Raw genomic sequence first — 20,337 nt, 5'->3', positions numbered from 1 at the left:
GCTCTTCACGGATGAACCTGTGCCTGGCCGCCGCGGAGTGGGGTACACGCGGTCGCCGTCCCGGCCATGCGGAAGGGCCCCGCGAGCGGTGCTCGCCGGGGCCCTTCCGTGTCCGAACGCTCGGGGTCAGGCGCTGAGCGCCTGCTTCACCTGGGCGAGGCTCGGGTTGGTCATGACCACCTCGGCCGTCCCGGAGGTGGGAAGGATGCGCACGGTCGGCACCGTCTGGTTGCCCCCGTTGGCCTTCTCCACGAACGCGGCCGAGTCCGGGTCCTGCTCGATGTTGATCTCCGTGTACGCGATGCCCTCGCGGTCCAGCTGGCTCTTCAGCCGGCGGCAGTAGCCGCACCACGTGGTGCTGTACATCGTCACAGTGCCCTGCATGGCCTGGCGCTCCTCTTCTACGCGTGCTTCGCGTTCCTCGCGGATGCGGGTGGGTCGGGTGGGTCCGCCCACTGAGAACGTACGGGGTCGCGCGGCCATTCCCGATTCGTATGACCGCCGGCCCCGCCCTGTGGACAACGCTCGGCATCCGGCTCCCGCGACCTGGCAGCATGGCGGGGTGACAGCAGCAACGCACTCCACTCTCTTCCCGCAGGTGCCCGAGTCGGCCGACGCGGTGCTCGACGGGCTCGACCCCGAGCAGCGCGAGGTCGCCCTCGCCCTGCACGGTCCGGTGTGCGTGCTGGCGGGAGCCGGCACGGGAAAGACCCGGGCCATCACCCACCGCATCGCCTACGGAGTGCGGGCGGGGATACTCCAGCCCGGCAGTGTGCTGGCCGTCACGTTCACCAACCGGGCCGCGGGAGAGATGCGCGGCCGGCTCCGGCAGCTCGGCGCGGGAGGCGTCCAGGCGCGTACGTTCCACTCCGCCGCTCTCCGTCAGCTCCAGTACTTCTGGCCGAAAGTCGTCGGTGGCGACCTTCCCCGGCTCCTGGAGCGCAAGGTTCAGCTCGTCGCCGAGGCCGCCGCCCGCTGCCGCGTCCGGCTCGACCGGAACGAGCTGCGGGACGTCACCGGCGAGATCGAGTGGGCCAAGGTCACCCAGACCGTCCCCGCCGACTATCCGGCCGTCGTCGCCAAGTCCGCCCGCGAGGCGCCGCGCGACCCGGCCGAGATCTCGCAGATCTACGCGACGTACGAGCAGCTCAAGCGTGACCGCTCGGTGATCGACTTCGAGGACGTGCTGCTGCTCACGGTCGGCATCCTCCAGGACCGGCACGACATCGCCGACCAGATCCGCCGTCAGTACCAGCACTTCGTGGTGGACGAGTACCAGGACGTCTCCCCGCTCCAGCAGCGGCTGCTCGATCTCTGGCTCGGCGACCGCGACAGCCTGTGTGTCGTCGGCGACGCCAGCCAGACCATCTACTCCTTCACCGGCGCCACCCCCGACCACCTGCTGAATTTCCGCACCCGGCACCCGAACGCCACGGTGGTCAAGCTCGTCCGCGACTACCGCTCCACCCCCCAGGTCGTCCACCTCGCCAACGGGCTGCTCAGCCAGGCCCGCGGCCGGGCCGCCGAGCACCGCCTGGAGCTGATCTCCCAGCGCGACCCGGGGCCCGAGCCCGCCTACACCGAGTACGGCGACGAACCCGCCGAGGCCGAGGGCACCGCCCGCCGCATCCGTGATCTGATCGCCGCCGGAGTCCCGGCCGGCGAGATCGCCGTGCTCTACCGCATCAACGCCCAGTCCGAGGTCTACGAACAGGCCCTCGCCGACGCCGGTGTCCCCTACCAGCTGCGCGGCGCCGAGCGCTTTTTCGAGCGCCAGGAGGTACGGGAGGCGGGCATCGCGCTGCGCGGAGCCGCCCGTGCCGGGGGGAACGACTCCCTCCTCGACGATGCGGAGGACCTGCCCGCCCAGGTCCGCGCCGTGCTCTCCACCAAGGGATGGACCACGGATCCGCCCGCGGGCTCGGGCGCCGTGCGCGACCGCTGGGAGTCCCTCGCGGCGCTGGTCAGGCTCGCCGAGGACTTCGCCCGCGCCAGGTCCGGCGCCACCCTCTCGGACCTCGTCGCCGAGCTCGACGAGCGGGCCGCCGCCCAGCACGCCCCGACCGTCCAGGGCGTCACCCTCGCCTCCCTGCACGCCGCCAAGGGCCTGGAGTGGGACGCCGTCTTCCTGGTCGGCCTCACCGAGGGCATGATGCCGATCACCTACGCCAAGACCGACGAGCAGGTCGAGGAGGAACGCCGCCTGCTGTACGTCGGGGTCACGCGCGCCCGTCTCCACCTCACCCTCTCCTGGGCGCTCTCCCGCTCCCCGGGCGGCCGCCCCTCCCGCCGCCCCACCCGCTTCCTCAAGGGGCTGCGGCCCGGCTCGGGCGCCCTCGGCACGGGCGGCGGCACGGGAAGGACGGGCGGCGGCGGGTCCGTGGACCGCGCCGTGGGCGCCGGACGGCGCAAGCACCGGGGCCCGGTGCGCTGCCGTGTCTGCGGAGCCACGCTCACCGAGGCCGGCGAGATGAAGCTGATGCGCTGCGAGGACTGCCCCTCGGACATGGACGAGGCGCTCTACGAGCGGCTCCGCGACTGGCGCGGCGACCGCGCCAGGGAGCTCGGGCAGCCCGCGTACTGCGTGTTCACCGACAAGACGCTGATGGCGATCGCCGAGCGCGTGCCCGCGACGGGCGGGGAGCTCGCCGGAATCGCGGGGGTCGGCGCGCGGAAGCTGGACCGGTTCGGGGCCGACGTTCTCGCCCTCTGCGCGGGCGAAGACCCAGGTGAGGGGTGTGGAGGAGTCGACGAGGAGAGCTGAGGAAAACTCGTCGAAAAAATAGTTTGCGCACCCCCCGTCAAGCCCCATAGGTTCTTAACCACGGAAACAGCGGCTTCTAAGAAGCCCTGTCTTCGTGCTGTACTTGTCCAAATGAACATGAGGGTCCGGCTCACACCGACCCCTCCGAGACGCCGAGAGGAGGCGATTCCAGTGATCAGCAACATCAACAGCACCGCCGTCAGCTTCGTCAGCACCGACAAAATGACCGATCGCTCGGTCGTCTCCGCCTGCTCGCTCGGCCTCTCCGGCTCGGCGTTCATTGGCAGCGGTCTTCCTGGCACCGGTATGTCCGGCGCCGGCCTGGCCGGCGCCGCTTCCCTGCGGCCGGCTGCCGACCTTGCGGGTCTTCCCGTCAAGGAGCGCAACGAGCGACCGACCAAGGCACTGGAAGCAGGAGTAGCAGCAGTCAAGGCCTCGGCCTATGGCTTTGCGGCGACCGGTGCCGAAACCAAGCAGCAGACGACGCAGCACCACACGATGTGGGCCTTCCGTGGGCTCGAACCCTGGAGTGATCCAGCCTGATCTGAATCAGGCCGGCGCCTTCAGGGCCGCGGAACCCCACCCGGGATCCGCGGCCCTTCTGTTTGTCCCCGAACGGGGACGGCGGAGCGAAGGGGCCTCGGGACCAGCACCACCCGGTACCAGCCGAAACCCCGGCCCAACAGGCCGGAACGACCAGACGAGGAATTACCCACCGTGCAACTCGAAGCGCACGCCCCGTCCGTACCGACTTCCGAAACGATCCCGCCGCCCGGCCTCACGGAGGACTCCACCTTGACCCCCCTCACCGCGCTCACCGCGCTCGACGACGCCATCGAGAACCTCGGCGTACCCGTCCCCTGCCGTTCGTTCGACCCGGAGGTCTTCTTCGCCGAGTCCCCGGCCGACGTCGAGTACGCCAAGTCCCTCTGCCGTACCTGCCCGCTGATGGAGGCCTGCCTCGCCGGTGCGCAGGAGCGGCGTGAGCCGTGGGGCGTCTGGGGTGGAGAGCTGTTCGTCCAGGGTGTGGTCGTCGCCCGCAAGCGGCCGCGTGGTCGCCCGCGCAAGAACCCGGTCGCGGCATGAACGTCACCGGAACCATCGACCGACCCCTCACGCACGATCCCCAGAAGCTGGCCCCGATGACCTCTTCCACCAGTGAGCCGTCCGGCTCCGCCACCACAGACGTCACCATCTCCGGCGCGAACGCCTCGCGTCAGAACAGGACCCGTGAAATGCAACTCATCCAAGAAGCCCTGGCTCGTGCTCATATGCACGACCTTCTGCGGGAAGCCGACGCGGAACGCCAGGCCACGCGCCTGGTCGCCGCTCGGCGGATGCAGAAGCGGGCCGAGCGCGTCTCGCTGCGCGCCCGGCGCGCGCTCGCCATGGCTGTCATGCACTGACCCGAAGTAACCACGCGGGGGCCGGTCCGAACGGACCGGCCCCCGCGGTGCGTTGCGGCGCGGCCCGGGCCGCCCGGGACTATCGTCGGGAGGGTGAACGACGCCCGGAAGTCCGAGGAGCCCTTCGTCTGCGCCCGCTGCGGCACGACGACGGAGGAGGTCCCGGTGACCTGGACCTGCTCGGTGGAGAACGGCGAGCGCCAGTACTTCTGCGAGGCCTGCGCGCGCGAGAACATCAGGTCCATCGAGGGCCGCCTCGACTCCTCCTGGTGGTGACGGCCCTCCGCCCGGGCGCTCTCCGCCGGGCCCCTCCGCCCGGTTTCGCCCCGGGCCGCTACTCGTCCCGGACGAAGCCCGGCAGCCACTCCTCCAGCTCGTCGCGGAGGCGCACCGTCGCGTTCAGCTGGCAGAGCACCCCGATCGTGCTCAGGGTCACGCGGTGTATCAGCAGATACGACGGCGGCAGATTGAGCTGCTTGCCCAGCTGATGCGCGGGGGAGCGCAGGTCGGCGATCCGGGCGGCCTGGGACCGCATCCAGCCCCGGGTGAACGCGAACGCCTCGGCCTCCGCCGGCTCGATGATCGGCAGCAGGTACTCGAGCACCGCGTCCGGGTCGAGGGCGATGGACTCCTTGACGAAGCCCTCCTCGCGCAGCAGCTCGTAGACCGTGTCGGCGTCGCCCTCCAGGGTCAGCCGCAGACAGGTCCCGATCGTCTCCGGCAGTCCGCCCGGAAGCCGGTCCACCGTGCCGAAGTCCAGCACGCCGAGCCGCCAGCTCTCCGGGCCGTCCTCGTCGTCGGCGCCCGGCAGCAGCCGGAAGTTGCCCGGGTGCGGATCGGCGTGGAGAAGTCCCGTGCGGGCGGGGCCGGAGAAGAGGAACCGCGCCAGGAGCTGACCGGCCCGGTTCCGCTGCTCCTCCGTACCGTCCGCGATCACCTCCGACAGCGGGATCCCGTCGATCCACTCCGTGACGAGCACCTGCTCGCCCTGGTGCACCACGGACGGCACCACGACGTCGGGATCGCCCGCGAACTCCTCCGCGTGCTCCCGCTGTGCCTGCGCCTCCAGGCTGTAGTCCAGCTCCTCCGAGACCCGGTCACGCAACTCGGTGATCAGCGGCTTGACGTCCATACCGGGGATCAGCGGGCCGAGCAGCCGAGCGAACCGGCTGAGCTGCGTCAGGTCGGAGAGCAGCGCCTCGCCCGCCCCCGGGTACTGCACCTTCACCGCGACCTCGCGGCCGTCGTGCCACACCGCGCGGTGCACCTGCCCGATGGAGGCGGCCGCCGCCGGCTTGTCCTCGAACTCCAGGAACAGCTCCCGCCACTCCGGGCCGAGCCGCTCCTCCAGGACGGCGTGGACCGTCCGCGTCGGCATCGGGGGCGCCGCCTCCTGGAGCTTGGTCAGGGCGGCCCGGTAGGGACCGGCCACCTCCTCGGGGAGCGCCGACTCGAAGACGGACAGCGCCTGTCCGAACTTCATCGCGCCGCCCTTGAGCTCACCGAGCACCTTGAACAACTGGTCCGCCGTGCGCTGCTGGAGCTCTCGCGCGACCAGCTCCGCGGACTTGCCGCCGATCCGCTTGCCCAGACCCCAGGTGGCCCGTCCGGCGAAGCCCAGGGGCAACGCGGCCAACCTAGCGGTTCGGGTGACCGCCTTCCGGGGAAGATCAGACATGCGCCCCTCCAGTTCCCAGACTGCCGTGCCACACAGGACCGTTACCTCGCCATTGTGTCGTGCGGGCTTCCGGCCCTTGAGGCATGCTCCCCCTCTCCGCGTCGCACGGCGTCGCACGGGCACGCCGGGTGAGGTCTCATCCGCTCCACGCGCCACTCCAGAAGCGGCAGCGACACCTCCCAGCGAGCCCCCGTGCTCGCGGGCAACTCACCGTCGAGAAAGGCCAGCGCGTGGGCCGCGGCCAGCCCGGCGACCGCCGTCGCGAGCCCCAGATCGCAGGCCGGCACCTCCGGGGGCGGGCCCGAGCGCCACTGCGCCAGCATGCGGGGCCAGACCGGCTCCCGGTCCGACCGCTCCTCCACCGCGCACCGGGCGCAGGCCGTCCCGCCGGGCAGCACCAGCGGCCCGACCACACCGGTCGCCTCCAGCACCCCCGCGTAGAGATGAGGCGTTCCCGTCGTGATCCAGCCCTCGGCGGTGAGCGGGTCGGGGAGGTAGGCGGCGAGGCCGTCCCGAGGCGTCACCACGACGAGTGAGAGCCCTGGCTCCCGTCCGGCCTCACCCACCACCCGTCTGCCCGCACGAGGCATCCGGCCGCCAGGCGCCGACCGCGCCACGAGCCGGTGCGCCGCCGCCGCCCGGCGCTCGCCCACCGCCTCGGCCGGCAATCCACCCGGCGCGACCTCCCAGGGCCGCACGCATCCGGAGTCCAGCACCTCCACCCTGCCGACGCCCGAGGCCGACAGCAGAGCGGCGACCGTGGCACCGACCCGGCCCGCCCCCCGGACCTGGACGCGTGCCGCCCGCCGGGCGGCCACGCGCCGCAGCGCCCCGTCCGGCTCAGGATGGACGACGGAGAGTGAGGCCAGATCGGCGCGGAGGGGATCGAGCGTGCCGTCCGGGCGTCCCGCGCCGGCCGTTCTTCCGGGTCTCCCCGCCGAGGCGTCCGCGATCAGCCCGGCCTTCGCGAGCCGGTCGAGCAGCCCCTCGAGCCACCCGTCCGGCAGGCCCAGGGCCCGCGCCTCGGCCCGCAGGAGCGCCATGCCACGCGTGCCGTCGAGCAGCCCGAGCAGGCTGCCGGTGGTCGTGTCGAGCGGGCCGACCACCACCGCGTGCGCGGATGTCGCACCGAACTGCACGCTCCGAAGATCGCGCCACGCCCTCCGCAGCGCGGGTTTCAACAGCGGATGCATTTTCGCCCCCGTGATCTTGATCGTCGACTTCCTCCGTCGTCAGATTGCCCGGGAGTCGAAGCGGACTCGGAAAGTTGTCCACAGGGGAGGGGTATTAATCATTCAAATGGTGCACGGTGTGGCCGGAGCCCCGCCGAACCGCCCCGGAGGCGGGACTTCCCCCGCTGACAGCGGGTAACGTCGGGCCCGTGCCCGCCGACCCACAGCGCAGCGTGACCAGGAAGCCGCCCCGCGGTTCGGGGACGAGTGCGGTCGAGGTCCGCAGAAGCTCGCGGCGGAGCAGAACCGTCTCCGCGTACCGCGAGGGCGACCGGACCATCGTGCTCATCCCGGCCCGGATGTCCGAGGCGGAGGAGCAACGCTGGGTGACGGTCATGCTGGACAAGCTGGCCGCCCAGGAGAGCAGGAGCGTCCTCGGTGACGCCGAACTCACCGAGCGTGCCGAGCGGTTGTCGGACCAGTACTTCGCCGGCCGGGCCCGGCCGACGTCGGTGCGCTGGGTGACCAACCAGAACACCCGCTGGGGCTCGTGCACTCCGTCGGAGGGCAGCATCCGCCTCTCGCACCGGCTCCAGGGCATGCCCGAGTACGTCGTCGACTACGTCCTCGTCCACGAGCTGGCGCATCTTCTGGTGCCCGGTCACGGCCCCCGGTTCTGGCGGCTCCTGGAGGCCTACCCGCGCACCGAGCGTGCCCGCGGCTACCTCGAAGGAGTCGTCGCCGCCGGACGGCTGCCCCACCTGCCGGGTGCGCACGAGGAGTAGCCGGGACCGCTTCAGTCCTGTACCGAATGCGTACCGGCTTGGCTCAATGTCGCACACAGCCGTTAGCCTGGCGCGACGCATTCACATTCGGGATGGGGGACGGTCGTTACGCATGGCCAGGGAATTCCAACGCGGCCACAAGGCCAAGATCAGTGATCTCACACCGGGAACCGATCTGTACGTGGGCGTGCAGATCGCGGCGCCCGGGCTGACCTTCGACATCAGCTGCTTCGGCCTCGACGCCAACGAGCAGCTCTCGGACGACCGGTACTTCATCTTCTTCAACCAGCCGAAGTCGCCGGAGGAGTCCATCCAGCTGCTCGGCGCGCAGTCGGGCGACACCGAGTCCTTCCGGGTCACGCTGGACCGCATCCCGGCGAACATCCACAAGCTGTCGTTCACCGCGACCATCGACGGCGCCGGCCAGATGTCGCAGATCGGCCCCGGCTACATCCGCATCGTGGCGGGCGGTGAGGAGGTCGTCCGATACCCGTTCACGGGCACGGAGTTCTCCACCGAGCGCGCCGTCATGCTGGGCGACTTCTACCTCAAGGACGTCTGGCGGTTCGCCGCCATCGGCCAGGGCTTCGACGGCGGCCTCGACGCGCTGCTGAAGAACTTCGGCGGCGAGGTCGCCGAGGAGCAGCCCGCGGCGCAGGCGCCGCAGGCGGCCCCCGGATTCGGCGCGCCACCGCAGGCCGCGGCGCCGCCCGCGTTCGGTACGCCCGCCGCGCCCCAGGCGCCTCAGCCCGCCCCGCAGTTCGGCGCTCCGCCGACCGCTCCCGTACCGGCGCCCGCTCCGGCCCCTGCGCAGCAGGCTCCGGTCCAGCCGATGCACGCGGCCCCCACCATGGGTGCCCCGATGGCACCCCACGCGCCGGCCCCGTCGCCGTACGGCCAGCCGCCGCAGGCACCGCAGGCCCCGCAGTTCGGCCAGGTTCCCGGCGGGCAGGTGCCGGGCCAGCCGTACGGCCAGCCGCAGCCCCAGTTCGGGCAGGTCCCCGGCCAGATGGGCGCGCCCCAGGGCATGCCGCCCGGTGTGCCGCAGGGAATGCCGCAGGGCGCTCCCGCCGGCGGTCCCGGGCTCGCCGCGGCGCTCCAGCCGTTCAAGGAGACCCCGACCGGAGCCCGCTGGGCCCCGCAGAACCAGCAGCTCATGCGGGTCGACCTGCAGATGGGCGGCGTCCCCGTCCTCGCCCGCCAGGGCAGCATGGTCATGTACCAGGGCAAGGTCGACTTCAGCCACAAGGGCGCGGGCTTCACCGGCCGGATCGTCGGCAACGCCACCGGCCAGGAGATGCAGCTCATGCGCTGCACGGGTCGCGGCCAGGTCTTCCTCGCCGAGGAGGGCGCCCACCTGCACCCGATCGAGCTCCAGGGCGACGGCATCTGCGTCTCCGCCGAGAACGTGCTCGCCTTCGACGAGTCCCTCCAGTACGAAGTACGGAGGATCGAGGGCCACGGCATCCCCGGCGGCGCCCTGTTCACGATGCAGTTCCAGGGCACCGGCACCGTCGTCGTCAAGACGCACGGCGTGCCCGTCGTCCTGCCCGTCACGCCGACCACCTTCGCCGACTGCAACGCGGTCATCGCCTGGTCGTCCGCGTCCCAGGTGATCCTCTCCAGCCAGGTCCGGCTGCGCCGCAACGCGTACCCCGGGCACAGCGGTGAGACCGTCAACCTCCAGTTCCGGGGCGCTCCCGGCAACTTCATCGTCGTCCAGCCGTACGAGGTCTGAGGGAGCCCGAACAATGAACCAGCAACTCGCGGGCTTCGCCCCGACCCCGATGGCGGCCCGGATGGAGAACCACGGCCGCGCCATGCTCAAGGTCGCCATGGCCTCCGGCCACGACCTGTACGCGCGCACCGGCTCGATGGTCGCCTACGAGGGCTTCGTCACCTACGAGCCCAACCCGCCGGCGGCCCGCCAGGTCGCCCAGCAGTGGATCACCGGCGAGGGCGCGCCCATCATGAAGTGCTCCGGCGACGGCCTGCTCTACCTCGCCGACTACGGCGCGGACGTCGTCGTGATCAATCTCAACAACGACTCGCTCTCGGTCAACGGCACCAACCTGCTGGCCTTCGACGCGCACCTCCAGTGGGGCGTCGAGAAGGTCAAGGGCCTCGCCAAGTTCGCCGGACAGGGCCTGTTCAACGTCGAGATCGCCGGCACCGGCTGGGTCGCGATCACCTCGCGCGGCACGCCGATCGTCGTCGACTGCGGCCGCGGCGAGGACGAGACGTACGTCGACCCGGACGCGCTCGTCGCCTGGTCGCCGGCGCTCAAGGTCAAGGGCAAGCGCAGCTTCAAGGCCTCCTCCCTGATCGGGCGGGGCAGCGGCGAGGCGTTCCAGATGGCCTTCTCCGGCCAGGGCATCGTCGTCGTACAGCCGAGCGAGGACAGCACCGACCGCCTGCGGGTCCGGGGCTGAGGGGGAGCGAGAACACACCATGCAGAGCCCGCTTTTCAACTACGCCGAGCAGCAGAGCCAGGAACGGTACGTCATCCAGAACCCGCAGCTGCTGCGGGTGGCGCTGACCGGCTCGGACGACATCCTCGCCCGCAAGGGCGCCATGGTCGCCTACCAGGGACTCGTCGACTTCGACGGCGAGTACCAGACGTCCAGTCAGCGGCGCGCCCAGGCCAGGACCGGTGAGGGCCTCGACCTGATGCGCTGCTCCGGCCAGGGCACGGTCTACTTCGCCAACCTCGCCCAGTACATCCACGTCGTGGAGGTCGAGCAGGAGGGCATGACCGTCGACAGCGCCTACGTCCTGGCGCTCGACTCGACCCTGCACACCGAGGTCATCGCCGTCGACAGCCAGTACGGCGTCTCCGGCACCGGCAAGTACCAGCTCAACATCTCCGGCCGCGGCAAGGTCGCCCTGATGACCTCCGGCCAGCCGCTGATGATGCACGTCACGCCGGACAAGTACGTCAACGTCGACGCGGACGCGATCGTCGCCTGGTCCACCGGGCTGCGGGTGCAGATGCAGGCGCAGACGACCAACTCGAACATCCGCCGCCGCCGTGGCGACACGGGTGAGGGCTGGGAGCTCAGCTTCCTCGGACAGGGCTTCGCCCTCGTCCAGCCCAGCGAGGTCATGCCGCCGCAGCACGCCGCCATCGGCCAGGGCATCGCCGCCCAGTTCGGCGCCGGCCAGCACGGCTCCCGCGCCCAGAACCAGAACAACGCCTGGAACTGACGCTTGCCGTACCACGGCACAGGTAAGGGGCGGACTCCTTGGAGGCCGCCCCTTACGCATGCGCTAGAGGCGGGCCAGGGTGCCCTCCAGCAGCCGCACCACCGAGGTGTCGGCCACGGACGCCACCTCGTCGTACGCGAACCAGCGCAGGTCCAGCGACTCCTCGCTGATGGCCTCCACCGCGCCGGCCGGTGCCAGCGCCGCGTACTGGACGTCCAGATGCCAGTGGCACGGCGCCGGGATCGGATGCCGGTCGAGCCGCACGGGGCCGCCGGACAGCAGCGTGAGGCCGGGAATGCCGGACTCCTCCGTCGCCTCGCGCAGCGCCGCCTCCGCCAGCGTCGTGTCACCGGGCTCGCAGTGGCCGCCCATCTGCAGCCACATGCCGAGCTTCTTGTGCAGGGTCAGAAGAGCCCGCCCGCGCTCGGCGTCCACCACCAGCGCGCTGGCCGTCAGATGCCCGGCCCCGCACGCCTTCCACATCCCGTCCTCGTGCGCCGCGAGATGGTCCAGATAGAGCCCGCGCAGCTCCTCCTGGCCCTCGTAAGCCTTCAGTACGAGAACGGCGTCGTCGTGCAGGCTCACTTGGCGGTGTCGTCCTTGCCCTCGTCGTCGCCGTCCCCGCGGGCCGCCTCGCCGAGCATCTTGTCGATCTCCGAGAAGTCGAGGTGCTCGCGGTGGACGAAGCCGTCCGGGTCGTCCAGGTCGGAGGCCGTCGGCAGCATGTCCGGGTGGTGCCAGAGGTCGTCACGGCCGTCGACCCCGCGCGCGTCCGTGAGCGAGGCCCACAGCCGCGAGGCGTCCCGCAGCCGGCGCGGACGCAGCTCGAGGCCGATCAGCGTGGCGAAGGTCTGCTCCGCGGGACCGCCGCTGGCCCGGCGCCTGCGCAGCGTCTCGCGCAGCGCGTCCGCCGAGGTCAGACGGGACTTCGCGGCCTCGTGGACCACCGCGTCCACCCAGCCCTCGACCAACGCGAGAGCCGTCTCCAGGCGGGCCAGCGCGGCCTTCTGCTCCGGGGTGTCCTCGGGCTGGAACATGCCCTGCTGGAGCGCCTCCTGCAGCTGCTCCGGGTGCGTCGGGTCGAGCTGACCCACCGCCTCCTCCAGCTTCGAGGTGTCGACCTTGATCCCGCGGGCGTAGCCCTCGACCGCGCCGAAGAGATGCGAGCGCAGCCACGGCACATGGGCGAAGAGGCGCTGGTGAGCCGCCTCACGCAGGGCCAGGTAGAGCCTCACCTCGTCCTTGGGGACGCCCAGGTCCTTGCCGAACGCCTCGACGTTCAGCGGCAGCAGCGCCGCCTTGCCGGCCGGGCCCAGGGGCAGACCGACGTCCGTCGAGCCGACGACCTCGCCCGCGAGCGCGCCGACGGCCTGGCCGATCTGCTGACCGAACATGGCGCCGCCCATCGACCGCATCATGCCGATCAGCGGGCCTGCCATGGCCTGCATCTCCTCGGGCAGGACATCGCCCATCGCCGTGCCGACCCGCTCGGCGACCGGGTCGACCAGCTGCTGCCAGGCCGGGAGCGTCGCCTCGACCCACTCCGCGCGGCTCCATGCCACGGCCGTGTTCGCCCCTGAGGGCAGCGAGGTCACGCCGTCCAGCCACAGGTCGGCCAGGCGCACGGCCTCCTCGACCGCGGCCTTCTCGGCCGGACCCACACTGGCGTCCTTGGTGCCGTCGGACGTGCCCTGGGCGACCACCTGGCGCGCGATCTGCTTCGCCATGTCCCAGTTCACCGGACCGCCCTCGTACGAGAGCATCTGGCCGAGCTGCTGGAAGGCGGCGCCCAGGTCGTTCGGATTCAGTGAGCCGAACATCGCGGCGAACGGGTTGTCCGCGCCACCCGGACCGCCCATGCCCGGCAGGCCCCCGAAGCCGAACGGATTGGCCCCGAACGGGTTGCCGCCGCCCTGGCCACCGGACCCCTGGCCACCGTCGGCGGGGTCCTTCTTCTTGCCCTCGTCGCCGTTCTCCGGCTCCTCCGGCGGAAGGCCGAATCCGAATGGGGTGTCACTCACAGGTTTCCTCGGCTCGTAGGGCCGCCGGATTCCTTCCGACGGCGGCTTTCCCGGCTCGGCTCGATGCCCGGCTGCACACCACCAGCGTAGACATCCGGGCCGGATATGGGCTCGGTGCTCCGCCGGGCCGTGGCCTGCGGCAGGATGGACGCCACCTGGTACGTACGCGTCATTCGGGTACGTACTGAAGACAACCGCTGGAGACGCCCGGTGAGTTCCCCAGATCCTCAGGTTCGCGCAGCGCGAAACATCTCGACCCGGCCCGCCGGGCGCGGCCCCGTGGTCGCCGTCACGGGCGCCGCCTCCGGGGTCGGCGCCCTGCTGACCGCGCGCCTCGCCGCGTCCGAGGAGATCAAGCAGGTCGTCGCGATCGACGAGCGCCGGGGCGAGGTCTCCGAGGCGCAATGGCACATCCTCGACGTGCGCGACCCGGCGATCGCCGAGAAGCTGCGCGGCGCGGACGTGGTCGTGCACCTCGCCGTCGACCTCGACCTGGAATCCGACGCGGCCGCCCGGACGGCCTACAACGTGCGCGGCGCGCAGACCGTCCTCACGGCCGCCGCGGCCGCGGGCGTGCACCGTGTGGTGCTCTGCACCTCCACGATGGTCTACGGCGCGCTGCCCGACAACGACATCCCCCTCTCCGAGGACGCCGAGCTGCGCGCGACCGCCGAGGCCACCGGCGTCGGCGACATGCTGGAGATCGAGCGGCTCGGCCGCCGCGCGCCGCGCGCCCACCCCGGACTCCAGGTCACCGTCGTCAGGCCCGCCGTCCTGGTCGGCGGCACGGACACGGCCCTGACCCGCTACTTCGAGTCGCCCCGGCTGCTCGTCGTGGCGGGCTCCCGCCCCACGTGGCAGTTCTGCCACGTCGAGGACCTGGTCAGCGCGCTGGAGTACGCGGCGCTCGAGAAGGTCGACGGGGAGTTCGCGGTCGGCTGCGACGGCTGGCTCGAACAGGAGGAGGTCGAGGAGCTGTCCGGGATCCGGCGGATGGAGCTGCCCTCCGCGGTCGCCCTCGGCGCGGCGGCCCGGCTGCACCGTATCGGGCTCACACCGTCCCCGGCCGGGGACCTCGCCTACACCATGCACCCGTGGGTGGTCAGCGTCGGACGGCTGCACGACGCGGGCTGGCGGCCCACGTGGACCAACGAGGAGGTGCTCGCCGCGCTCCTGGAGGAGGTCGAGGGCCGGCACACGGTCGCGGGCCGCAGGCTCGGCCGCAAGGACGCCACGGCGGCCGGAGCGGCCGGTGCGACGGTCGCGCTGCTCGGCACGGCGGCTCTCGTGCGCCAGATGCGGAAGCGGCGCGGCATGTAGCGGGCGGAGCTGTAGGACCCTCCTACGGAGGGTCGGGTCCACCGGCGGAAAGCGCTATTCCGTGATGTCCGTGCGGTGCGGCACCATGGGCGCATGGCACGCACCCATGACCACCCCGGCGAGCAGACCGCGGCGGACCCGATCAAGCTCCTCGCGATCCGTGACACCCCGCTCTCGGTCGACGAGGTCTTCCGTGCCGTCGGCGACGACGCGGCCGGCGGCACGACGCTCTTCGTGGGCACGGTGCGCAACCACGACGGCGGCACCGACGTCGACGCCCTCGGGTACTCCTGCCACCCCTCCGCCGAGGACGAGCTGCGCCGGGTCGCCGAGAAGGTCGTCGCCGACTACCCGGTCCGCGCGCTGGCCGCGGTCCACCGTGTGGGCGATCTGAGCGTCGGTGATCTCGCGGTCGTGGTCGCGGTCTCCTGCCCGCACCGCGGCGAGGCCTTCGAGGCCTGCCGCAAGCTCATCGACGACCTCAAGCACGAGGTCCCCATCTGGAAGCACCAGACGTTCTCGGACGGCACCGAGGAGTGGGTGGGGGCCTGCTGAGGTCCACCCCAGGTCCGGGGGTCCCCCCCCGGACCTGAGTCTGGGGGAGGGTAGGGGCTCTGCTGAGCTCCCCGCAGCGCTCCCACGCCTCCGCCGCAAGGCGCCGCGCCGACGTGCGGTAGTCGAACGCCCCGATTTGCGTAACCGCCCCCCCGGCAGCAGCGTTGATGCTGCAGATCGTTAGTCTGCTGATCGGCCGGTCGCGGTCGGTCGCGGTCGCTCATTGGGGATGGGAGGTCGGGATGGCAGTCCTCGCGTGGTTGCTGATTCCGCTTTTCGCAGTCGTCGGCGCGGCGATATGGGGAAGCTGGGCCCAGCGGAACAAGACCATCGGAGACGTGGCCGAGCTCGCCGGCTACGCACGGTTCAGGGACGCCATGGAGCGTTCCCACGTCGGCTTCGCCGCCACCGAACCCGAGATGGCTCCGGCCGCGCCCTCGTCCCCCGTACGCAGTAGTCACGTCTCCAGCTGAGTTCCGCCTGTCGGGCCGCCTCGTACGGACCCGCCCCACGGGTGCACTCACAGGCCGGTCCCGTACTGTCGTTCCATGCCACGCCGCACCGCGACGATGCTCGCCTCCACCCTGGTCCTGATCACCCTGCTCTGCGTGGGCGTTCTGGTCCCGGTGCCGTACGCGGAGATGAGCCCCGGCCCGACGGTCAACACCCTCGGGGAGGCCGCGGGCGAACCCGTCCTCCAGATCTCGGGCCGCAAGACCTACCCCACCGACGGGCATCTCAACATGACGACCGTCCGCGTCACCAGCGCGGACTACCGGATGAACGTGGTCGAGGCGGTCTACGGCTGGCTCGCCCACGACAACGTGGTCGTCCCCAAGGAGACCCTCTACCCCGACGGGAAGACCGAGGAGCAGTCGACCCAGGAGAACGCCGAGGAGTTCAGCCAGTCCCAGGAGAGCGCCAAGGTCGCCGCTCTCGGTGAGCTGGACATCCCGGTGACCACCCGGGTCGTCGTGGCCTCCGTCGTCAAGGACAGCCCTGCCCAGGGCGAGCTGCACGCCGGCGACGTCGTCAAGGCCGTGGACGGCGTGCCCGTCAAGGAGCCGGGGGACGTCGCCAAGCAGGTGACCACGCACAAGCCGGGCGAGAAGGTCGCCTTCACGATCGTCCCCGCCAAGGAGGCGGAGGCGGCGGAGAAGGCCGGCAAGGAGCCCACCGCCACCGAGAAGGTCTCCGTCACCACGGTCAAGTCCCCGGAGGGCGACCGCGCCATCGTCGGCATCCAGGCCGGCACCGACCACGTCTTCCCGTTCACGATCGACATCAAGCTCGCCGACGTCGGCGGCCCCAGCGCCGGCCTGATGTTCGCCCTCGGCATCGTCGACAAGCTGACGCCGGGGAGCCTCACCGACGGCAGGTTCATCGCGGGCACCGGGACCATCGACGAGAAGGGCCAGGTCGGCCCCATCGGCGGCATCCAGATGAAGCTCGTCGGCGCGCGCAACGCGGGCGCCCGGTACTTCCTCACCCCGGCCGACAACTGCGCGACCGCCGCCTCCGACATCCCCGACGGCCTCACCCTGATCAAGGTGAAGACCATCGACGACGCCACGAAGTCGCTGGAGAAGCTCCGCGCCGGGGACACGGAGAACCTGCCCAGCTGCTCGAAGAGCTAGAACGGCGCTCGTACGGAGAAGGGGGCGCCCCGGTCCACCGACCGGGGCGCCCCCTCCCGCGTACACGGGTGTCTCAGCCCTCGAAGGTCGCCGCCAGGGCCTCCGCCAGCCCCGGCACCAGGTCCGCGCCCGTCAGCACCTCGTTCGGGGAGTCCTTCTCGCGCAGCCGGATCGCCGCCTCCCGCGCGCCGTCACGGAGCACGGCCACGGTCATCCGGACCTCCTGGCGGTCGGGGTGCCGGGCGACCCACTTCGCCAGAGCGGCCTCGTTCAGGCCCTCCGGCACGGACGCCTCGGCCGACGGCGGGAGCATCAGCCGCTCCACCGTCAGCGCGCAGCCGACCACGGCGTCCGGCCAGGCGATGGTGCCGAGGAACTCGTCGAGGGGCTTCCCCTTCGGCAGTTCCTCCTGCTCGATGGGGATGTAGGCGGCGGCCGCCTCGTCGCCTTCGAGGCCGAGCTGGGAGGCCAGTCCCGGCTCCTGGGCACGCAGTCGGGCGGTGTCGACCAGGGCGAAGAGCCGGGCCGGACGGTCCCAGCCGAGGCCGGAGGCGTACTCGTCGATCTCGAGCACCGCGCGGGTGAGGGGGCTGGCGGCCATGGGGGTACCGGAGGGGGAAACGTTGGACATGGACAACATCCTGCCTCCTCTTCCCCCGAAGACGGGAACTAGGTAAAGCCTCAGTAAGTTGCATCAGTGGGCTCTACGATCGCGGGGCCTGCTTTATCGACGCATCAACCTGAGGGGCGCACGTTGGCTTTCCAGATGCCCGACCGCGGAGGCGGCGGAGGTCCGTCCGGGCCACGGATCAGAGTCGGCCGGCCGTCCCGGCGGGCCCGCACGCTGCTCATGACCCTGGGTGTGCTGGCCGTCCTGGCCATGGTGTTCGTCATGTTCGCCGGGTTCTGGACGGACTGGCTCTGGTACCGCTCCGTCCACTACTCGTCCGTGTTCACCACCACGCTGTGGACCAAGATCGGCCTGTTCGCCGTCTTCGGTCTGCTGATGGCGCTCGCCGTCGGGTTCAACATCTGGCTGGCGCACCGGCTCCGGCCGCCGCTGAGCGCGATGTCGCTGGAGCAGCAGAGCCTCGACCGGTACCGGATGGGGCTCGCGCCCTACAAGAAGTGGGTGCTGCTCGCGATCACCGCGCTCGTCGGCCTGATCGCCGGTGCCTCGGCCTCCGGCCAGTGGCGGACCTGGCTCATGTGGGTCAACGGCGTGTCGTTCGGCCAGAGGGACCCCCAGTTCCAGCTGGACGTGTCGTTCTACGCCTTCGACCTGCCCTGGTACCGCTCGCTGCTGGCCTTCGGCTTCGCCGCCGCCGTCCTGTCGCTGGTGGCCGCCGCGCTGACGCACTACCTGTACGGCGGACTGCGCGTCACCAGCCCCGGTGCCCGCGCCACCGCCGCCGCGACGGGCCACCTGTCGGTGCTGCTCGGCGTCTTCGTCTCGCTGAAGGCCGTGGCGTACTGGCTCGACCGGTACGGCCTCGCCGTGAAGTCCAGTGACTTCAAGGCGGCGGGCAACTGGACGGGTCTGCGCTACGTCGACGCCAACGCCTACCTTCCGGCGAAGACGATCCTGTTCTGCATCGCCGTGATCTGTGCCGTGCTCTTCTTCGCGACGCTGTGGCGCCGCACCTGGCAGCTTCCGGTGATCGGCTTCGGCCTCATGGTCCTGTCGGCGATCCTGATCGGCGGCCTGTACCCGGCCATCGTGCAGAAGTTCCAGGTCCAGCCGAACGAGCAGGCCAAGGAAGCGCCGTACATCCAGAAGAACATCGACGCCACGCGCAAGGCGTACGCCATCGACGGCACCGAGCCGGAGAACTACTCGGGCAAGTCGACGGTGAAGGCCAAGGACCAGCTCCGCGCGAACTCGGACACGGCGGCCAGCTACCGGCTGATCGACCCGAACATCGTGTCGCCGACGTTCCAGCAGCTGGAGCAGAAGCGGAAGTACTACCAGTTCCCGACCACCCTCGACGTCGACCGCTACAAGGGCCAGGACACCGTCGTCGGCCTGCGTGAGCTCAACATCAAGGGCATCCCGAAGCGGAACTGGATCAACGACCACTTCACGTACACCCACGGCTACGGCGCGATCATGGCCGCGGGCACGCAGACGGACGCCAACGGCTCCCCGGTCTTCACCGAGGCGGGCCTGCCGACCACGGGAATGCTCGGCCCGTACCAGCAGCGGATCTACTACGGCGAGAAGACGGATCAGTACTCGATCGTCGGCGGTCCGCAGAAGGAGCTGGACTACGAGGAGAACGGCGAGAAGACCACCAGCTACGAGGGCAAGAGCGGGGTCAACCTCTCCAACACCTTCAACCGCGCCGCGTACGCGGTGGCGTTCAGCGAGCCGCAGATCCTCTACTCGGGAGCCATCGGCGACGGTTCGCGGATCCTCTACAACCGCACGCCCAAGGAGCGCGTCGAGGCGGTCGCGCCCTGGCTGACCATCGACGGCGACGCCTACCCGGCGGTCGTGAACAAGAAGATCGTCTGGATCGTCGACGCGTACACGACCACGAACGGCTACCCGTACGCCTCGCGCACCACGCTCGGCGACACCACGGCGGACTCCCTGACCGTGGGCAACCAGCAGCGCGCGGTGGTCGCCCAGCAGAACCAGGTCAACTACATCCGCAACTCGGTGAAGGCCACCGTCGACGCCTACGACGGCACGGTGACCATGTACCAGTGGGACAAGAAGGACCCGGTCCTCAAGACGTGGATGAAGGCGTTCCCGGACACCGTCAAGCCGCGTGAGGCGATCAACCCCGAGCTGATGCAGCACCTGCGCTACCCGCAGGACATGTTCAAGGTCCAGCGCGAGCTGCTCACCCGGTACCACGTGAAGGACCCGGCGCAGTTCTACAGCGGCTCGGACGCCTGGCAGGTGCCGGACGACCCGACCAACAAGGACGGCAACGCGGTCCCGCCGTACTACCTGAGCATGAAGATGCCCGGGGACAAGCAGCAGCAGTTCTCGCTGACGACGACGTTCACCCCCAACGGGCGGCCCAACCTGGGCGGCTTCATGGCGGTCGACGCCGACGCCGGCTCCAAGGACTACGGCCGCATAAGGCTGTTGAGAGTCACCTCCGAGGTCCCGGGACCCGAGCAGGTGCAGAACAAGCTCAACAGCCTCCCGTCGGTGGCCACCTTCGTCCGTGACATGAAGGGCGCCGACTCCGACATCCAGTACGGCAACCTGCTGACGGTGCCGCTCGACGGCGGCTTCCTGTACGTCGAGCCGGTGTACGCCCAGGGCCGCAACGCGCACTACCCGCTGCTGAAGAAGGTCGCGGTGTCGTACGTGGACGCGGACCAGCCGGACGGTGACACCACCAAGGACACCACGGTGTTCGAGGACAACCTCACCGACGCGCTGAACGCGGTCTTCGGAGTGGACGGCGCCACGCCGCCCCAGCAGCCCGAGCAGCCGGGCACCAAGCCGCCGACGACGCCGACGACCAACGACGCCGCGCTGAAGCAGGCCATCGCCGACGCGCAGAAGGCGATGGACGACGGTGAGGCGGCTCTGCAGAAGGGTGACTGGACCGCGTACGGCAAGGCCCAAGAGGCCCTGCAGGACGCCCTCCAGAGGGCCGCGGAGGCGGGCGCGAAGCTGCCCTCGACGGACCAGAAGCCGGGCGGTACGGAGCCGAAGCCGGGGGCGACGCCGTCCACCGAGCCGACGCCGACGTCGAGCGCGAGCCCGGCAGGCTGACCGGCCCGGTCGGGAGCAACCCCGCGTCGTGATACCTTAAGGGCACA

At 70.9% G+C, this 20,337-nt stretch carries 20 protein-coding genes; 14 read left to right on the top strand and 6 right to left on the bottom strand.

The window, feature by feature from the left end:
- Positions 1-126 precede the first annotated feature (126 nt).
- The gene (locus ACZ3IJ_RS07410; RefSeq protein WP_352191285.1) at positions 127-384 is read right to left on the bottom strand and encodes a mycoredoxin; all 258 of its coding nucleotides are present in this window, start codon (positions 382-384) and stop codon (positions 127-129) included.
- A gap of 178 nt (positions 385-562) precedes the next feature.
- Between ACZ3IJ_RS07410 and ACZ3IJ_RS07405 the strand changes: the two genes are divergently transcribed.
- The 5 genes from ACZ3IJ_RS07405 (at position 563) to ACZ3IJ_RS07385 (ending at position 4,446) form a co-directional block, all read left to right on the top strand.
- Positions 563-2,764, top strand: coding sequence for an ATP-dependent DNA helicase UvrD2 (locus tag ACZ3IJ_RS07405; RefSeq protein ID WP_467466700.1), 2,202 nt, complete (start codon positions 563-565; stop codon positions 2,762-2,764).
- 171 nt (positions 2,765-2,935) lie between these two features.
- Positions 2,936-3,307 carry a hypothetical protein gene (locus tag ACZ3IJ_RS07400; RefSeq protein ID WP_467466698.1) on the top strand — a complete coding sequence of 124 codons (372 nt, stop codon included), beginning with the start codon at positions 2,936-2,938 and terminating at the stop codon, positions 3,305-3,307.
- 174 nt (positions 3,308-3,481) lie between these two features.
- A complete protein-coding gene (locus ACZ3IJ_RS07395) occupies positions 3,482-3,850 on the top strand; it encodes a WhiB family transcriptional regulator (protein ID WP_352191288.1) in 369 nt (122 codons plus the stop codon).
- Complete coding sequence (locus tag ACZ3IJ_RS07390; protein WP_391798550.1) at positions 3,847-4,170, top strand: hypothetical protein; 324 nt, start codon at positions 3,847-3,849, stop codon at positions 4,168-4,170. The genes ACZ3IJ_RS07395 and ACZ3IJ_RS07390 overlap by 4 nt, the downstream gene beginning before the upstream one ends.
- 93 nt (positions 4,171-4,263) lie before the next feature.
- Positions 4,264-4,446 carry a hypothetical protein gene (locus tag ACZ3IJ_RS07385; RefSeq protein WP_467466697.1) on the top strand — a complete coding sequence of 61 codons (183 nt, stop codon included), beginning with the start codon at positions 4,264-4,266 and terminating at the stop codon, positions 4,444-4,446.
- 58 nt (positions 4,447-4,504) lie between these two features.
- Here ACZ3IJ_RS07385 and ACZ3IJ_RS07380 read toward each other — a convergent pair whose 3' ends face one another.
- Together ACZ3IJ_RS07380 and ACZ3IJ_RS07375 are read right to left on the bottom strand one after the other, a co-directional pair.
- Entirely contained in the window at positions 4,505-5,848 is a 1,344-nt protein-coding gene (locus ACZ3IJ_RS07380; RefSeq protein WP_467466696.1) for an ABC1 kinase family protein, read from the bottom strand.
- Positions 5,849-5,889: 41 nt separating this feature from the next.
- Positions 5,890-7,041 (bottom strand): ThiF family adenylyltransferase, encoded by a 1,152-nt coding sequence (locus tag ACZ3IJ_RS07375; RefSeq protein ID WP_467466695.1) that lies wholly within the window; start codon positions 7,039-7,041, stop codon positions 5,890-5,892.
- 188 nt (positions 7,042-7,229) lie between these two features.
- On the opposite strand from ACZ3IJ_RS07375, the gene ACZ3IJ_RS07370 reads away from it, so the two are divergent.
- The 4 genes from ACZ3IJ_RS07370 to ACZ3IJ_RS07355 all read left to right on the top strand — a co-directional run bounded on the left by ACZ3IJ_RS07370 (position 7,230) and on the right by ACZ3IJ_RS07355 (position 11,012).
- Positions 7,230-7,805 carry a M48 metallopeptidase family protein gene (locus ACZ3IJ_RS07370; RefSeq protein WP_467466694.1) on the top strand — a complete coding sequence of 192 codons (576 nt, stop codon included), beginning with the start codon at positions 7,230-7,232 and terminating at the stop codon, positions 7,803-7,805.
- A gap of 112 nt (positions 7,806-7,917) precedes the next feature.
- Positions 7,918-9,543, top strand: coding sequence for a TerD family protein (locus ACZ3IJ_RS07365; RefSeq protein WP_467466693.1), 1,626 nt, complete (start codon positions 7,918-7,920; stop codon positions 9,541-9,543).
- A gap of 13 nt (positions 9,544-9,556) precedes the next feature.
- On the top strand, positions 9,557-10,237 hold the full coding sequence (locus tag ACZ3IJ_RS07360; protein ID WP_352186957.1) for an AIM24 family protein: 681 nt from the start codon (positions 9,557-9,559) through the stop codon (positions 10,235-10,237).
- A 19-nt stretch (positions 10,238-10,256) separates the two neighbouring features.
- A complete protein-coding gene (locus tag ACZ3IJ_RS07355) occupies positions 10,257-11,012 on the top strand; it encodes an AIM24 family protein (RefSeq protein WP_352186958.1) in 756 nt (251 codons plus the stop codon).
- 63 nt (positions 11,013-11,075) lie between these two features.
- Here the strand turns inward: ACZ3IJ_RS07355 and ACZ3IJ_RS07350 are convergent, their stop codons facing one another.
- Both ACZ3IJ_RS07350 and ACZ3IJ_RS07345 read right to left on the bottom strand, forming a co-directional pair.
- The gene (locus ACZ3IJ_RS07350; RefSeq protein ID WP_467466690.1) at positions 11,076-11,597 is read right to left on the bottom strand and encodes an NUDIX hydrolase; all 522 of its coding nucleotides are present in this window, start codon (positions 11,595-11,597) and stop codon (positions 11,076-11,078) included.
- Positions 11,594-13,033, bottom strand: coding sequence for a zinc-dependent metalloprotease (locus ACZ3IJ_RS07345; RefSeq protein WP_467466689.1), 1,440 nt, complete (start codon positions 13,031-13,033; stop codon positions 11,594-11,596). The genes ACZ3IJ_RS07350 and ACZ3IJ_RS07345 overlap by 4 nt, the downstream gene beginning before the upstream one ends.
- A gap of 210 nt (positions 13,034-13,243) precedes the next feature.
- Between ACZ3IJ_RS07345 and ACZ3IJ_RS07340 the strand changes: the two genes are divergently transcribed.
- The 4 genes from ACZ3IJ_RS07340 to ACZ3IJ_RS07325 all read left to right on the top strand — a co-directional run bounded on the left by ACZ3IJ_RS07340 (position 13,244) and on the right by ACZ3IJ_RS07325 (position 16,545).
- Positions 13,244-14,353 carry an SDR family oxidoreductase gene (locus ACZ3IJ_RS07340; RefSeq protein WP_467466688.1) on the top strand — a complete coding sequence of 370 codons (1,110 nt, stop codon included), beginning with the start codon at positions 13,244-13,246 and terminating at the stop codon, positions 14,351-14,353.
- A gap of 93 nt (positions 14,354-14,446) precedes the next feature.
- The gene (locus tag ACZ3IJ_RS07335; protein WP_391798542.1) at positions 14,447-14,908 is read left to right on the top strand and encodes a molybdenum cofactor biosynthesis protein MoaE; all 462 of its coding nucleotides are present in this window, start codon (positions 14,447-14,449) and stop codon (positions 14,906-14,908) included.
- A gap of 242 nt (positions 14,909-15,150) precedes the next feature.
- A complete protein-coding gene (locus ACZ3IJ_RS07330; protein ID WP_467466687.1) occupies positions 15,151-15,381 on the top strand; it encodes a hypothetical protein in 231 nt (76 codons plus the stop codon).
- Between the two features lie 75 nt (positions 15,382-15,456).
- A complete protein-coding gene (locus ACZ3IJ_RS07325) occupies positions 15,457-16,545 on the top strand; it encodes a YlbL family protein (RefSeq protein ID WP_467466686.1) in 1,089 nt (362 codons plus the stop codon).
- A gap of 73 nt (positions 16,546-16,618) precedes the next feature.
- On the opposite strand, the gene ACZ3IJ_RS07320 is transcribed toward ACZ3IJ_RS07325, so the two are convergent.
- Entirely contained in the window at positions 16,619-17,176 is a 558-nt protein-coding gene (locus ACZ3IJ_RS07320) for a PPA1309 family protein (protein WP_467466685.1), read from the bottom strand.
- 135 nt (positions 17,177-17,311) lie between these two features.
- Between ACZ3IJ_RS07320 and ACZ3IJ_RS07315 the strand changes: the two genes are divergently transcribed.
- Complete coding sequence (locus tag ACZ3IJ_RS07315; protein ID WP_467466684.1) at positions 17,312-20,290, top strand: UPF0182 family membrane protein; 2,979 nt, start codon at positions 17,312-17,314, stop codon at positions 20,288-20,290.
- Positions 20,291-20,337 lie beyond the last annotated feature (47 nt).

The organism is Streptomyces sp. NPDC013317 (genome assembly GCF_055563155.1).
This window is presented reverse-complemented; position numbering and strand designations above follow the sequence as displayed.